The 14,120-nt window shown below is 61.9% G+C and carries 13 protein-coding genes; 2 read left to right on the top strand and 11 right to left on the bottom strand.

Annotated elements, in window-relative coordinates; all coding sequences use genetic code 11:
- The 6 genes from C2L65_RS01225 to ugpQ all read right to left on the bottom strand — a co-directional run bounded on the left by C2L65_RS01225 (position 1) and on the right by ugpQ (position 6,509).
- Positions 1 to 1,281 carry a dicarboxylate/amino acid:cation symporter gene (locus tag C2L65_RS01225; protein WP_007577727.1) on the bottom strand — a complete coding sequence of 427 codons (1,281 nt, stop codon included), beginning with the start codon at positions 1,279 to 1,281 and terminating at the stop codon, positions 1 to 3.
- 350 nt (positions 1,282 to 1,631) lie between these two features.
- On the bottom strand, positions 1,632 to 2,705 hold the full coding sequence (locus tag C2L65_RS01215) for an ABC transporter ATP-binding protein (protein WP_042306375.1): 1,074 nt from the start codon (positions 2,703 to 2,705) through the stop codon (positions 1,632 to 1,634).
- A gap of 20 nt (positions 2,706 to 2,725) precedes the next feature.
- Positions 2,726 to 3,517, bottom strand: coding sequence for an ABC transporter permease (locus C2L65_RS01210; protein ID WP_007577729.1), 792 nt, complete (start codon positions 3,515 to 3,517; stop codon positions 2,726 to 2,728).
- A complete protein-coding gene (locus tag C2L65_RS01205) occupies positions 3,514 to 4,455 on the bottom strand; it encodes an ABC transporter permease (protein ID WP_042306376.1) in 942 nt (313 codons plus the stop codon). Before C2L65_RS01205 ends, C2L65_RS01210 begins: the two co-directional genes overlap by 4 nt.
- A 96-nt stretch (positions 4,456 to 4,551) precedes the next feature.
- Positions 4,552 to 5,658, bottom strand: a complete 1,107-nt coding sequence (locus C2L65_RS01200; protein WP_042306377.1) for an ABC transporter substrate-binding protein — start codon at positions 5,656 to 5,658, stop codon at positions 4,552 to 4,554.
- Between the two features lie 86 nt (positions 5,659 to 5,744).
- Positions 5,745 to 6,509, bottom strand: coding sequence for a glycerophosphodiester phosphodiesterase (gene ugpQ, locus C2L65_RS01195; RefSeq protein WP_042306422.1), 765 nt, complete (start codon positions 6,507 to 6,509; stop codon positions 5,745 to 5,747).
- A 425-nt stretch (positions 6,510 to 6,934) separates the two neighbouring features.
- On the opposite strand from ugpQ, the gene C2L65_RS01190 reads away from it, so the two are divergent.
- The gene (locus C2L65_RS01190; RefSeq protein WP_042306378.1) at positions 6,935 to 7,708 is read left to right on the top strand and encodes a DeoR/GlpR family DNA-binding transcription regulator; all 774 of its coding nucleotides are present in this window, start codon (positions 6,935 to 6,937) and stop codon (positions 7,706 to 7,708) included.
- A gap of 18 nt (positions 7,709 to 7,726) precedes the next feature.
- Here C2L65_RS01190 and C2L65_RS01185 read toward each other — a convergent pair whose 3' ends face one another.
- The 4 genes from C2L65_RS01185 to C2L65_RS01170 form a co-directional block, all read right to left on the bottom strand.
- The gene (locus C2L65_RS01185) at positions 7,727 to 9,409 is read right to left on the bottom strand and encodes a Na/Pi cotransporter family protein (protein ID WP_042306380.1); all 1,683 of its coding nucleotides are present in this window, start codon (positions 9,407 to 9,409) and stop codon (positions 7,727 to 7,729) included.
- Positions 9,410 to 10,439: 1,030 nt separating this feature from the next.
- Complete coding sequence (gene lipA / locus C2L65_RS01180; RefSeq protein WP_042306381.1) at positions 10,440 to 11,441, bottom strand: lipoyl synthase; 1,002 nt, start codon at positions 11,439 to 11,441, stop codon at positions 10,440 to 10,442.
- A gap of 13 nt (positions 11,442 to 11,454) precedes the next feature.
- Complete coding sequence (gene lipB, locus C2L65_RS01175; protein ID WP_042306382.1) at positions 11,455 to 12,237, bottom strand: lipoyl(octanoyl) transferase LipB; 783 nt, start codon at positions 12,235 to 12,237, stop codon at positions 11,455 to 11,457.
- Positions 12,238 to 12,310: 73 nt separating this feature from the next.
- Positions 12,311 to 12,637 carry a DUF2917 domain-containing protein gene (locus tag C2L65_RS01170; protein WP_042306383.1) on the bottom strand — a complete coding sequence of 109 codons (327 nt, stop codon included), beginning with the start codon at positions 12,635 to 12,637 and terminating at the stop codon, positions 12,311 to 12,313.
- Positions 12,638 to 12,735: 98 nt separating this feature from the next.
- Between C2L65_RS01170 and C2L65_RS01165 the strand changes: the two genes are divergently transcribed.
- Positions 12,736 to 13,755, top strand: a complete 1,020-nt coding sequence (locus C2L65_RS01165; RefSeq protein ID WP_042306384.1) for a transcriptional regulator GcvA — start codon at positions 12,736 to 12,738, stop codon at positions 13,753 to 13,755.
- A 31-nt stretch (positions 13,756 to 13,786) separates the two neighbouring features.
- On the opposite strand, the gene C2L65_RS01160 is transcribed toward C2L65_RS01165, so the two are convergent.
- Positions 13,787 to 14,056 carry a DUF493 family protein gene (locus tag C2L65_RS01160; protein WP_042306385.1) on the bottom strand — a complete coding sequence of 90 codons (270 nt, stop codon included), beginning with the start codon at positions 14,054 to 14,056 and terminating at the stop codon, positions 13,787 to 13,789.
- Between the last annotated feature and the right edge of the window lie 64 nt (positions 14,057 to 14,120).

Below are 14,120 nucleotides of genomic sequence, written 5' to 3'. Positions count from 1 at the left end.
TCAGACCTCAGCCGCTTCGCTAACCGACACATCGCGGCGCATCTCGCTACGCAGCTTCGCACGGTCCAGTTCCTTTTCCCAGGCCGACACGACGATCGTCGCCACACCGTTGCCGACGATGTTCGTCAGCGCGCGGCATTCGCTCATGAAGCGGTCGATACCGAGGATCAGCACCATGCCCGACAGCGGAATGGTCGGCACGACGGCGAGCGTTGCGGCGAGCGTGATGAAGCCTGCGCCCGTCACGCCGCTTGCGCCCTTCGACGTCAGCATCGTCACCGCGAGCAGCGTCAACTGCTGGCCCCACGTGAGGTCGGTGTTGGTTGCCTGCGCGATGAAGAGCACGGCCATCGTCATGTAGATGTTCGTGCCATCGAGGTTGAACGAGTAGCCCGTCGGCACGACGAGGCCCACCACCGAGCGCGAGCAGCCGAGCTTTTCGAGCTTCAGCATCAGTTGCGGCAATGCGGCTTCCGACGAACTCGTGCCCAGCACGATCAGCATCTCTTCCTTGATGTACGCAACGAAGCGCAGGATGTTGAAGCCGACCATGCGCGCGATGATACCGAGCACCACGACCACGAACACGATCGACGTCAGATAGAACGTGCCGATCAGCTTGAGCATCGGAACCAGCGAGCCGATGCCGTACTTGCCGATCGTGAACGCCATCGCACCGAACGCGCCGATCGGCGCCAGCTTCGTGATGATCTTCACGATGCCGAACAGGATGTGCGACAGGCTTTCGATGAAGTTCACCACCGGCTTGCCCTTGTCGCCTGCCGTTGCCAGCACCGCGCCGAACAGCAGCGCGATCAGCAGGATCTGCAGGATTTCACCCTGCGCGAACGCCGACGACAGCGTGTCCGGAATGATGTGCATGAAGAAATCGACGGTCGTCTGGCCGTGCGCCTTCGCGGCGTACGACGCAACTGCCTTGCCGTCGAGCGTGGCCGGGTCGATGTTGAAGCCGACGCCCGGCTTCAGCAGGTGCGTGGCCGCGAGGCCGAGCACCAGTGCGAACGTCGACACGATTTCGAAGTACAGCAGCGCCTTGCCGCCGACGCGCCCGACCTTCTTCATGTCTTCCATGCCCGCGATGCCCGTCACCACGGTGCAGAAGATGATCGGGCCGATCACCATCTTGATGAGCTTGATGAACCCGTCGCCGAGCGGCTTCATGTCGGTGGCGAGCGCGGGATAGAAGTGCCCCAGCGCAATGCCGATGATGATCGCGACGATCACCTGCACGTAGAGGACTTTATAGAAAGGTTTCTTCACGATGGTGTTCCTGCAATGGAGTAAGGCTTGGGTGGACCGGAGGCTGGCCACGCATCGCATGGACGAACGAATTGACGTGCGTCGTGCGCGCAGACAGAGCCGCGAACAGACGACGAAATCAGAGGGACCAGAACAGGAACTTGGGCATCGTTGTCTCCATGCGTTGTAGTTGACGGGCCTTTGCAGCCGCGCTTTCTTTTTGCAAGGTCGATGCCAGCGTACAACATGCGCTTAGCGCGTTGATTTTTAAGACACTTTGGGAACGCTGACGTTCGTAGACTTCCGGGTTTCCGGAAATCCGGAATCCGGGCGTCCGGAATCCCGAACGCCCTTGCTCGGCAAACCCAGGGCTAACCCTGAACGCCTTCTTCGAGCACCAGAAGGTTCTCATGCGAGAAACCGAGCGCCACCGGCTGACCGCGTTCGGGCAAACGGCGGTTCGGATCGTTGAAGACGTCGAGCGAAATCACCTCGTCTTTCACGCGGGTCCGGATGCGCACGATCGCGCCGAGAAAGCTCACGTCTTCGACGGTCGCCGTCAGCGTGTTGCGGCCCGCGACGGGCGGTTCCAGCACGATCGCCTCGGGACGCAGCGCGAGCATCCGCTTCTTGCCGGTATCGTCGGCGGGCAGCGCCTGCGTGGTGTGCAATTCCTGGCCGTCGACGGCCATGCGGCCCGTGGACGGATCGACCACATGCCCCGACAGAATATTCAGCGTGCCGACGAACGACGCAACGAACCGCGTGCGCGGAAAGTTGTAGATTTCGAGCGGCGTGCCGACCTGCTCGACGCGGCCTTCGTTCATCACGACGATACGGTCGGAAATCGATAGCGCTTCTTCCTGATCGTGCGTGACGAAGATCGACGTGATGCCGAGTTCGCGCTGCAGCGCGCGAATGTCCTGCCGCAGCGAAATGCGGATCTTCGCGTCGAGGGCCGACAGCGGCTCGTCGAGCAACAGCACTTGCGGCTTGCCCGCGAGCGCGCGCGCCAGCGCGACACGCTGCTGCTGACCGCCCGACAGTTGCCACGGATACCGCTCGCCCAGATGCGGCAGCTTGATTAGTTGCAGCATTTCGTCGACGCGCTGCTTGATCTCGCTTTGCGGACGATGCGCGATCTTCAGCCCGAAGCCGATGTTGTCCGCAACCGTCATGTTCGGAAACAGCGCATACGACTGGAACACCATGCCGACCTTACGCTGGCGCGTGCGCAGATGCGTGACGTCGCGGCCGTCGAGGCGGATCGTGCCGCGCGTCGGCGATTCGAAGCCCGCGATCATGCGCAGCACCGTCGTCTTGCCGCAACCCGACGGTCCGAGGAACGTGATGAACTCGCCGCGCTCGATCTTCATGTCGAAGTGATGCAGCGCTGTGTTCGCGCCGAACGCCTTGTGCAGATTGTCGATCTCAAGAAATGCCATGACGATGCCTCAATTCAACATCAGGGTTTTTGCGCGGCGAGCGTGCGCGCGGAGCCGAACACCTGTATCAGTCCCATCGACGCCCACGTGACCGCGAACGCGATGATCGCGAGCGCCGACGGCTCGTACGCGCGGTTCGCGCCGATCAGCTGCAGATACGGGCCGAACGCCGGCCGGTCCAGCAGGCTCGCGAGCGTGAACTCGCCGATCACGACCGCAAAGGTGAGAAACGCGCCCGACAGAATGCCCGAGCGGATATTCGGAAAGATCACCTTGAAGAGAATGGTCGGCCAGTTCGCGCCGAGGCATTCGGCCGCTTCCGTCAGCGAGCGGATATCGACGGCGCGCAGGCCGGCATCGACCGCGCGGTACATGTACGGCAACGACAGCGTCACGTAGCCGAACACGAGCAGCAGATCGGTCGCGCGTTCGTTCGACGTGAGCGGCAGGATCGAACTGCTGTTGTAGATGCGCAGATAGCCGAACACGATCACGATGGCAGGCACGACGAGCGGCAGCAGCGTGATGAACTCGACGATGCCGCGCAGCTTCGGCAGACGCAGTTGCACCCAGTACGCCGTCGGCACGACGAGCAGCACGCCGACGACGATCGTCAGTAGCGCCATCAAAATCGAATAGCCGAACGACGCCTGAAAATGCGGGTCGCCAAGCACAACCTTGTACGCATCGAAGCTGTACGTGCCGCGCCGCATGCGCAGACTGAATTCGAAGGTCGCGATCAGCGGAATCAAAAAGTACAGGGAGCCGACGATCATCGCCGTCCATGCGCCCACGCGCGATTGCCTGTTCATCGGCGCCCCCTTTCAACGCGCGAACGCAGCCAGATATAGCCGCCATTCGACAGCCCCGTCACGAGAATCATGCCGAGCGCGAGCGCATAGCCGAGATTCTGGTTGTGCAACACGTCGCCGCGAATCTGGGCGTAGAGCAGAATCGTCACGATGTTCAGCGAGCTGCCCGTCAACGCATACGCCGTCGCCACCGCGCCGAACGAGTTCGCGAACAGCAGCAGCGTCGCGCCTAGCACGCTCGGCCACAGCACGGGCAACGCGACATGACGCCAATACTGATAAGCCGTGCCACCGAGGCAATCGCACGCCTCGCGCCATTCGCGCTTCAGGCCGTCGAGTGCGGGCGTGATGATCAGCACCATCAACGGAATCTGGAAATACAGGTAGGTGATCGTCAGGCCCCAGAAGCTCAGGATGCTAAAGCCCGTCGAATAGAGATTGATGTCCGCGTACTTCTTCAGCAGCACGGTCACGAGACCGACGCGCCCCAATGTGCAGATGAACGCGAACGCGAGCGGCACGCCCGCAAAGTTCGAGGCGACGCCGGAGAACGTCATCAGCGTCGGTCGAATCCAGCCTGGCAGCTTGCCATGCACGGCCGCCCACGCGAGCAGCGAGCCGAGCACCGCGCCGCCGAATGCCGAAGCCGCGCTGACCTTGAAGCTGATCCAGTAGGCGTCCATCACGCCTTCCTGGAACAGCTCGCGCATGTTGGCGAACGTGAAATGGCCTTGCGCGTCCTGGAACGCGCCGACCATCAGGAAGCCCGTCGGCAGAATCAGAAACAGCAGCGCGAAGATGAAGAACGGCAGCACGCCGATCCATGTCCAGACAGGCGACGTCCGGCCCGGGCCGTCGACCTTCGGCGCAGGTTGCGGCACGGACGGAACCAGCAGGTCCGCCTGACCGCCCGGCCCGGCTCCCGATGAAGCGCTCATAACTCACCCTCGAACAAACTCAACCGCTTCGTCTCGCCGTTCCATCCGGCGCGCGATGCGGACCGAAAGCGCGGCCCGCATCGCATCATGCAGCGCTTACTTGACGTTCGCGCCGACCACGGAGTCCCACTGCTTCGTCACGACTTCCTTCGTCGCGTCCTGCTGCTGCAGTGTCGGGAACACCGCGTTCTTGTATGCCGATGCGGGCGGCAGCTTGTCGAGCAGCGCCTGCGGCACCTTCTTCTGCGACACCAGTTCGTTGTAGCGGATCGGGTGGCAATAGCCCGTCAGCCAACCGATCTGGCCTTCGTCCGAGTACAGGTATTCCAGCCACAGCTTCGCGGCGTTCGGATGCGGCGCGTAGGCGCTGATCGCCTGCACGTAGACGCCAGCAACCACGCCCGTCTTCGGCACGACCACCTGCACCTTCGGATTGCCCTTCAGCGTGTCGCGATCCGCGAGTGCGTTGTAGTCCCAGCGCACGATGATGGGCGTCGTGCCTTGCGCGAGCGATGCAGCCTTGCCGATCACGGGTACGAAGTTGCCGTTCTTGTTCAGATCGGCGAAGTACTTGAGGCCGGCTTGCGCGGCCTTGCTCGCATCGCCCTTGGCAGCGGAAAGACCGGCGGCGTATACGCCCTGGATTGCCTGGTTCGCCGAGCGCGGATCGCCCGCGAGCGACACGGCGTTCTTGTAGTCGGACTTTTGCAGATCGGCCCAGTCGGTCGGGACCTTGTCGATCATGTCGGCGTTCACTTCGAACGACAGCACGCCGTAATAGTCGCCCGTCCAGTAGCCTTCGGGGTCCTTGTTCTCGTTCGCGATCGACTTCCACGTCGACACCTTGTACGGCTGCAGCAAACCTTGCGCCTTTGCCGCCGGACCGAACGACAGACCCACGTCGATCACGTCGGGCGCCTGCGGACCCTTGTTGCCCTTGTTCGCCTTGATCGCTTCCACTTCATCGCCCGAACCTGCGTCCGGGTTCAGCTCGTTGACCTTGATGCCGTATTTCTTGGAGAAGTCCGCGATCATCGGACCATAGCCGCACCAGTCATGCGGCAGTGCGATCACGGTCAGCTGTCCTTCCTGCTTCGCCGCTGCGACGAGCGCATCGGGCGGCGCTGCGACGGCACTCCCCGCGGCGGCCACGCCGGCCAGCGCCGACGCCGAAATGAAACAACGCAACGTGGTCGGTTTCATAGTTTTCTCATCCTCTGCCGAAAATTGCTACGTTAGGAAAACTGCATGTCGACGTCTTTCGATGTGCGCGTACGCACGCTTTTGACTTAGTTCACGACGTCCGCGCCGATCATATCGAGGCGATCGGTACAAATCATGTCAACGCCCCACTTCGCCAGTTCACGCGCGCGGGCCGGCTCGTTCACCGTGTACGCGAGCACGCGCAGGCCGGCATCACGGATCGCGCGGATGTTCTGTTGCGTCAGATGCTTGTGGTCGGCATGCAGCGATACGCAGCCGAGTTCGCGCACGATGGCGAGCCAGTCGTCGGGCAGCGCCTCGAACAACATGCCGCGCGGCAGCGACGGCGCGGCGTCGCGCGCGGCTTTCAATGCTTCGAATGAGAACGAAGACAGGAGCGGCTTCTGCGCGCGCCACAGGTCTTTGGCCGCGAGCGCGACAAGGCGCCCCGTGATTTCGTCGCGGCCAGGACAAGGCTTGATTTCAATGTTCGCTGCAATCGCGTCGACCGCGCAGCGCGCCGCCACTTGTGAGAGCGTCGGCAGGCGTTCGTCTGCGAAGCGCGGATCGAACCAGGCGCCTGCATCGAGCGATGCCAGTTGATGCCATGTATGTTGCGCGGCGGGGCCGTGGCCGCTGGTCGTGCGGTCCAGGTCGTCGTCGTGCAGCAGGAAGATCTGGTCGTCGGAAGAGAGCTTCGCGTCGAACTCGATCATCTTGTAGCCGAAGCGCGCGCACATCTCGAAGCCCGCAAGCGTGTTCTCCGGCGCAAGCTTGCCCCCGATGCGATGCGCGACGAGCCGTGGATACGGCCAGTCTGCGATTAATGCCTGATCGATCCCGTTGCCCATCGTGCTTGCCTTCACAAAGATCTGATGGAACTGCGGCCTGCGTGCGCCGATGTATCTTATTCTGAGGATCGCGAATGGATGCTCCTCCATCCGCGAAGCGACGCAAGCTTGTCAATGCACGACATCCCGCTTGCCAGGAACATTGCGCAGCGGATATTTCATTTCGTTTTCGAAAATGCGCTGTTCGCGATGTTTCAAATCGGGCGCGAATGTCTCAAAATGCGAAGGCTAAATACAAATACCCAAAGTTGCAAGCTCCCAAAAAAATACAACCGCAAAGGACACAGGCAACCCATCTGTCATGCATTTTGACATCGCATCGACATAATCCGTTGGTAGTGGTTTATACCGAAACGCGCGCATAGCAAGCGGCGCAACGGGCCGCACGCAAAACGTTAAATACGACCAGGCGAGGGACGATACGCATGTGGCAGGAAGACCGTCATCAACGAATACGCGCGCTGCTCTCGACACTCAAACGCGTGTCGACCGAGCGCATCATGGCGGACCTGGGCGTATCGCGCGAAACCGTGCGGCGCGACCTGCTCGATCTCGAAGCGCTCGGCGAGTTGCGCCGCGTGCATGGCGGCGCGATCAAGCCCGCCGACGAAGCGCCCATCTCCGAACGCGCGCAGGCGCACGTGAAGTCGAAGAGGGCCATCGCGAAGGCGGCGACGGGTGTGGTCGCGAGCGGACAGACGCTTTTCATCGATGCTGGCACGACCACGGCGGCACTCGCCGATGAACTCGCGAAGCTTGCGAACCTGACCATCATCACCAACTCGATCGACGTCGCGATGAAGATGCGTGGCGCGCCGGACAAACGCGAGTCGTCGGCAAACGAAGTCATTCTGCTGGGCGGCTCGATCAGCGACCGCGCGTTGTCCACCACGGGCGAGACGACGATTCTCGATATCCAGCGCTATCGCGCGGATTTCGCGCTGCTGTCGCCTGTTGGCGTCGATCCGAAGCATGGCGCGAGCAACTACGACCGCGCGGAAACAGAAGTCGCGCGCGCGATGGTCGCCAATGCGGATAGCGTCGTGATACTCGCGGACTACAGCAAGATCGGCCAGCGCAGCCGCATCGCGTATTGCCCGCCCGAGAAGATCGATCTGCTGATTACCAATCGCAAGGCGACGGAAGTCGCGACGTTCGCGCAACTCAAGCGCAAAGTGGGCAAGGTGATACTTGCCTGATGTCGCGCGCGTGCCGCGTCAGATTTGCTGCGGCGCGTTCACGGCCGGCACCTCTTCATGCATGCGCTTGCGCAACCGCGTGTCGTGCAGCGCACCTGCAGCATCTAGCACCGGGTAAGCGGTCGAACAGAACAGCGAGTTGAGCCGCTTCATATCGCTGATCACGTCGAGATGCAGCGCGCTCGTTTCGACGCTGCGCAACGTCTGACCCGCGAGCCGGTCGAGATGCTTGTACGAATACGCGCGCTCGAGATCGCGGAAACGCTCCTTCTCCGCGAGCAGCAACTCCGCGCAACGCAGGTCGTTGTTCAGGAACACCGACATGCCCAGTTGCAGGTTGCCGACCAGCCGCGTGTGCAGATCGTCGAGTTCGCTCAAGCCCTCTTCTGAAAACGCGAGCCGGTGCGCAATCTTCTTCTCTTCGATGTCGGTGACGATGCGTTCGATGATGTCGCCCGCATGCTCGAGGTTGATCGTCAGCGCGATGATGTCGGTCCAGCGGCGGCTGTCGGCGTCATCGAGTTGCTCACGTGAAATGCGCGCGAGATAGGTTTTGACCTCGGCATAGAGATGATCGACGTCGTCGTCCATGCGAATCGTGTCGCGCGCCTTGGTCAGATCGTTGTGATGGATCAGATGCGAGACGTTGTCGAGCATCGCCCGCACGATGTCGCCGATGCGCAGCACTTCGCGCGCGGCATTCGACAGCGCGAGCGTGGGCGTCGCAAGTGATGCGGTGTCGAGATGAATCGGACGAAGCTGACCGTTCGGGTCCGGCCGCTCGGGCAGCACGCGGCAGCAAGCCCGCGCGACGGCATCGATCAGCGGCATGCATGCGCAGCAGCGCAGCGTGTTGTAGATCACATGGAAGCCGACTACGGATTCGCGGGGATTGTTGATCAGGACAGGCAAGCCACGCGCGAGCAGCGACGTGAACGGCAGGATCAGCAGTGCGCCCGCGAGCTTGAACGCGAGGCTGCCGAGCGCAAGACGGCGCGCCGCCGTGTTCTGCGCGACCGTGCCCGCCAGCGCGAGCAGTCCGCTGCCGAGGTTCGCGCCGACCACGAGACACAGCGCCACCTTCAGCGAGATCACACCCGACGAAGCTAGCGTCGCCGTCAGCAGCACGGCTGCGAGACTCGAATACGAAATGACAGCGAAAGTCGCGCCGACCAGCGCGTCGAGCATCGTGTCGCCCGTCAATGCGCCGAACATGACGCGCACGCCGGCGCCGTGCATCATCGGCTGCGCGGCTTCGACGATCAGATGCAACGCCAGCAGAATCAGCCCCAGCCCGATTGCCGTGCGGCCGACCTGGCCCAGACGGTTCTGCTTGCGAGAGAGAAAGAGCGGCACGCCGAAGACGATCAGAAACGGCGACAGCCACGACAGATCGAGTGTGAGAATGCGCGCCATCAGCGCCGTGCCGACATCCGCGCCGAGCATGATGGCGAGGCCGCTTGCTAGCGGCAGCATGCCTTGAGCCGCGAACGACGTGACGATCATCGCCGTGGCATTGCTACTCTGCACGAGACTCGTGACGCCGACACCTGCTGCGAATGCCTTTGCACGGCTATTCGTGCTGCGCGCCAACGCGCGTCGCAGATCGGCGCCCCACACGCGCAGAATGCCGGTGCGCACGATATGCGTGCCCCACACCAGCAACGCGACACCCGACAGCAAGTTCAACAGGATCAACATAGGCACGACGCTTCAGGACTTCCGCGATCGCCCGGAAAGCATGCGTCGTTGTTGCGGGACGCAGGCGTCCGGATCTCTTGATGACTAGTGTTGCATAGATTTGCGTTGTTGTAGTTTTGTGTGTTTTGGTTTTTTGTGGCATTTGCAACAGATGGGGGCTGCGCGGGCTTGTGTTGTTTGTTGTTGCGCGCGCACTTTTGGTGGTTTTGGTCTTGCTTTTGCGCTGGCGTCCGCGAATTGCTTCTGGTTTTGGTCTTGCTTTTGCGCCGGCATCCGCGCTATGCCTTCGTGCTTCAAGCGTTGCCCCTGTGCGGGGCGGCACCTACTTTTCTTTGCCACCGCAAAGAAAAGTAGGCAAAAGAAAGCGGCTAACACCGCCAGTTCTAGCTCTTGCCTGAGGGCCCCCACAGGGTCTTACGCTTCATACGGCAACGGCTCTGTTTGCGCTCGTTGCCAACGCGTCGAATGAGCGCCTCACCCACTTCTAACACCCGAACTTGCGCTAGCGGCAGCGAATGGTTTCCGCCGCCCAGGTGGCAAACTGTGTGTAGGTTGTCGCGGCGTATAGCCTGGCGCTCTTACAGGGTGGAACGCGTGCGCCATCGGTCCGAAGTGAGGCGCGTGAGGTACTACGGCCTACACAGAGTTTGCCACCTGGGCGGCCGTGGCATAACTGGCATGGCGTGCTTTAGTGCGGGAGCGTGAAGCGGGTGAGGCGCACCGCTAGAGCGCTGGCAACGAACTTGGGTCACGCGGTTGCCGTGTGAAGCGTAAGAACCTTTGAGGGCCCTCAGGCAAGAACTAGAACTGGCGGTGTGAGCCGCTTTCTTTTGCCTACTTTTCTTTGCGGCGGCAAAGAAAAGTAGGTGCCGCCCCGCACAGGGGCAACGCATGAAGCACGAAGGCATAACGCGGATGCCAGCGCAAAAGCAAAAACACCACCCAGCAACGTGCGATGAACCACAAAAAAAAGCCCGCTTGCGCGGGCATTTTCAGTCAGACGGCATCTGCCAATAAACTAAAACAAACCTCACACTACACCCGCATCGTGTGCCTGCACATCAGCGTGATAACTCGACCGCACCATCGCGCCAACGGCCGCATGCGTGAACCCCATCTTGTACGCTTCTTCCTCGTACATCTTGAACGTATCCGGATGCACATACGCACGCACTGGCAGATGGTGCTCCGACGGCTGCAGGTACTGCCCAATCGTCAGCATATCGACGTTGTGCTCGCGCAGATCGCGCATCACCTGCAGGATTTCTTCTTCCGTTTCGCCAAGCCCGACCATCAAACCAGACTTCGTCGCGACATGCGGATGCAGCGCCTTGAAGTCCTTCAGCAGTTTCAGCGAATGCGCATAGTCCGAACCGGGGCGCGCTTCCTTGTACAGACGCGGCACCGTTTCAAGATTGTGGTTCATCACATCAGGCGGCGCCGCATTCAGGATGCCGATTGCGCGATCGAGACGGCCACGGAAGTCCGGCGTCAAAATTTCGATGCGCGTTTCGGGCGACAGCTCACGCGTCTTCGCGATGCACTCGACGAAGTGCGCCGCGCCACCATCCCGCAGATCGTCGCGATCGACGCTCGTAATCACCACGTACTTCAGCTTCAGCGCGGCAATCGTGCGCGCGAGGTTCAGCGGCTCTTCCGGATCGAGTGGATCCGGGCGCCCGTGACCAACGTCGCAGAACGGGCAACGGCGCGTGCATTTGTCGCCCATGATCATGAACGTCGCGGTGCCCTTGCCGAAGCACTCGCCGATGTTCGGGCAGCTCGCTTCCTCGCACACCGTATGCAAATTGTGCTCACGCAAAATCTGCTTGATCTCGTAGAAACGCGAACTGCCCGTCGCCGCCTTCACGCGAATCCAGTCGGGCTTCTTCAGTTTTTCGATCGGAACGATCTTGATCGGAATGCGCGCGGTCTTGGCTTGCGCCTTCTGCTTGGCGGTCGCGTCGTAGGGCGCCGGAGCGGCGGCGTTGACAGGACTCGAGGCTGCGGGATTCGCGGTAACGTCAGTCATTCGTTCGTTCCAGTCAGGCGGTGATGGCACCGGCCTGCGGTAGGCCGACGGCTGCGGGGATGCCGTCGATGTTGGCGATGAGGCTTGCTGCAAGGGTTCGGGCTACGTCGTCCCAGCCGGCTGCGACGCCTAGCGTCGCCATGTCGACTGTTTCGAGCCCCGCGTAACCGCATGGGTTGATGGCGAGAAACGGCTGCAGGTCCATTTTCACGTTGAGGCTGACGCCGTGATAACTGCACCCGCTACGGATTTTCAGGCCCAGCGCGGCGATCTTCGCGCCAACGTGCAATCCGGCGTTCGGCTGCTCAGGCGCGACATAGATGCCCGGCGCACCCGCCTTGCGTGTACCGGCGAGATTATACGCCGCGAGTGTGTCAATCACGGCCTGCTCGATCCGCGTCACCAGCTCGCGCACCATCAGCTTGCGACGGCGCAAATCGAGCAACAGATAAGCGACCACCTGCCCGGGGCCGTGATACGTGATCTGGCCCCCGCGATCGACCTTGACGAGCGGAATGCGGCTGTCGGCAGTGAGCAGATGCGCGGGATCGCCGGCCTGGCCGAGCGTGAAAACAGGAGGATGTTCGACGAGCCAGATTTCGTCTGAAGTTTCAGGCGTGCGCGAATCAGTGAACGCGCGCATCGCGTCGAAGCTGGCCTGATAGTCTTCCGAGCCGCGCCAGCGCACGATCACCGGCTGCGCGGAGTGACTTTGCGCCGCGGCGTCGGACGCAACGGCGTCCGGCTGGATGGAACTCGAAGACTCGGGGGACGGTGAAACCGGCGTGGCACACATGATTCCGGCAGTTTACCGAAATCCTGCGCGCCTCGCCGGCCACGCGGGCAATAACTGGGATCAGAAGCAGAGATCAGACGGTGCGCCATCCGGCGCGCAGCCATGCGCCAAGGCGTTCGCTGACGCGCGCGGCCCAGTTGAGCGCCTTTTGTTCGGGCCGAGTCGGCACGTAAAACGCAACCCGCGCCTGCATGCCGCGCTCGACGGACAGCCACAGCCGCTCGCCGCGCCGCAGACGCAGCGTCTTGCCCGGTTCGAGCCAGTAATCTTCGACGTCGTCGCTGCGGGTCACCCACACCGCGCCGCCTGAAACAGCCAGGCGCGTGCTGCGCGTGATCTTCATCGGAACGGTTTCACCAGCTACGATCTCAAACGTGATGCTAGAGGAAATTTCTCGCATGATGGCCTCGCAAAAAATCGTTTCATGGCTACAATCGTATATGCGACAAGGGTTTACGCCAAACGATCAATTTTCACCCTTATGTGAGAAAAATTGCGATGGACCTCCGCCAGCTGCCTGCATTGAACGCGATCAAGGCCTTCGAGGCCGCAGCCCGTCATGAGAGCTTTTCGCGCGCCGCCGACGAGTTGTACGTCACGCACGGCGCCGTCAGCCATCAGATTCGCGCCCTCGAAGAAGAACTGGGCGTGAAGCTCTTCGCCCGCGACGGCAAGCGCGTGCGGCTCACCGATATTGGCCGCCGCTATGCTGCGCAGGTGCGCACGGCGCTGATCTCGCTGGCGGAAGCGACGCGCGAGATTCGCGCCGGCGACCGCGACCGGAGGCTGGTCGTGTCGATGCTGTCGTCGTTTGCGGCGCGCTGGGTGACGCCGCGCATCGGCCGGTTCATCGAGGCGAATCCGCAGTGGGATCTCGAACTGCTGTCGACCAACGCGCTCACCGATTTCGCCCGCGACGACGTCGACTGCGCGATCCGCTTCGGCTACGGCCCCTATCCGGGGCTGCATGCCGAGTTGCTACTCGAAGAGACATTCTTCCCGGCGTGCTCGCCGACTTTCAATGGCGGCAATCTGCCGAAAATGCCCATTGATCTCGCCAACGTCCCGCTCTTGCGCTCCGACGACGAACGATGGCGTCCGTGGTTCGACGCGGCCGGCCTCACGGACTGGTCTGAACCGAAGCGCGGCGTGCTGTATCAGGACTCGTCGAACTTGCTGCAGGCGGCCATCGACGGCCAGGGCATCGCGCTGACGCGCCGCTCGCTGGCGATGCACGAAGTCGCGGCAGGCCGGCTCGTGCGGCTGTTCAATATCGACGGACCGAGCCCGTGGCAGTACTACTTCATCTGCACGCCGCAGATGCTGCAGACGGCTCGCGTGAAGGCGTTCCGGGACTGGGTGTTCGACGAAGTCGGGCGCTTCAAGCAACTATTCGAGAGCGCGTGTAGCGAGAGCGCGAAGCGCTCGACGACGGATAAGACGCAGGGAAAGAAAGAGACACCAGCTGAGCCGGACGCGTTGCACGTCCGGAAAGCGGCGGCGCAGACGGAGCGCTGAGCGCGCCCTCGTCTACTCGCCGGAGCATCATTTACAGCACGACTTTCACCATCGGATGCCCGGTCAACGCCCGGTAGATATCATCCAGATGCTCGCGATTCAGCGCGCGCACCGTCACCGTCAAACCGGTGTAGTTGCCGCCGCTCGACGGCCGCACTTCGATACGTTCCGCATCGAAACCGCCGTCGAACTGGCGGATCACCTCGACGATCGTTGTCTGGAACTCGGGGTGCGATTTGCCCATCACCTTGATGGGGAAATCACACGGAAAATCTATCAATGATTCTTTCACGGCATTCATGCTCGACTCCTTTACTCACCGCACGCAATCACTCTATATGACTGCGCGCGGCGAAAAAGCAAGC

It is taken from the genome of Paraburkholderia terrae (genome assembly GCF_002902925.1).
In the GTDB taxonomy this organism is placed as follows: domain Bacteria; phylum Pseudomonadota; class Gammaproteobacteria; order Burkholderiales; family Burkholderiaceae; genus Paraburkholderia; species Paraburkholderia terrae.
This window is presented reverse-complemented; position numbering and strand designations above follow the sequence as displayed.

Bases quoted from the DNA above. Each gene is read 5' to 3' on its own strand.
- C2L65_RS01215 (WP_042306375.1), bottom strand. From the start codon at position 2,705: ATGGCATTTCTTGAGATCGACAATCTGCACAAGGCGTTCGGCGCGAAC.
- C2L65_RS01210 (WP_007577729.1), bottom strand. From the start codon at position 3,517: ATGAACAGGCAATCGCGCGTGGGCGCATGGACGGCGATGATCGTCGGC.
- C2L65_RS01205 (WP_042306376.1), bottom strand. From the start codon at position 4,455: ATGAGCGCTTCATCGGGAGCCGGGCCGGGCGGTCAGGCGGACCTGCTG.
- C2L65_RS01200 (WP_042306377.1), bottom strand. From the start codon at position 5,658: ATGAAACCGACCACGTTGCGTTGTTTCATTTCGGCGTCGGCGCTGGCC.
- ugpQ (WP_042306422.1), bottom strand. From the start codon at position 6,509: ATGGGCAACGGGATCGATCAGGCATTAATCGCAGACTGGCCGTATCCA.
- C2L65_RS01190 (WP_042306378.1), top strand. From the start codon at position 6,935: ATGTGGCAGGAAGACCGTCATCAACGAATACGCGCGCTGCTCTCGACA.
- C2L65_RS01185 (WP_042306380.1), bottom strand. From the start codon at position 9,409: ATGTTGATCCTGTTGAACTTGCTGTCGGGTGTCGCGTTGCTGGTGTGG.
- lipA (WP_042306381.1), bottom strand. From the start codon at position 11,441: ATGACTGACGTTACCGCGAATCCCGCAGCCTCGAGTCCTGTCAACGCC.
- lipB (WP_042306382.1), bottom strand. From the start codon at position 12,237: ATGTGTGCCACGCCGGTTTCACCGTCCCCCGAGTCTTCGAGTTCCATC.
- C2L65_RS01170 (WP_042306383.1), bottom strand. From the start codon at position 12,637: ATGCGAGAAATTTCCTCTAGCATCACGTTTGAGATCGTAGCTGGTGAA.
- C2L65_RS01165 (WP_042306384.1), top strand. From the start codon at position 12,736: ATGGACCTCCGCCAGCTGCCTGCATTGAACGCGATCAAGGCCTTCGAG.
- C2L65_RS01160 (WP_042306385.1), bottom strand. From the start codon at position 14,056: ATGAATGCCGTGAAAGAATCATTGATAGATTTTCCGTGTGATTTCCCC.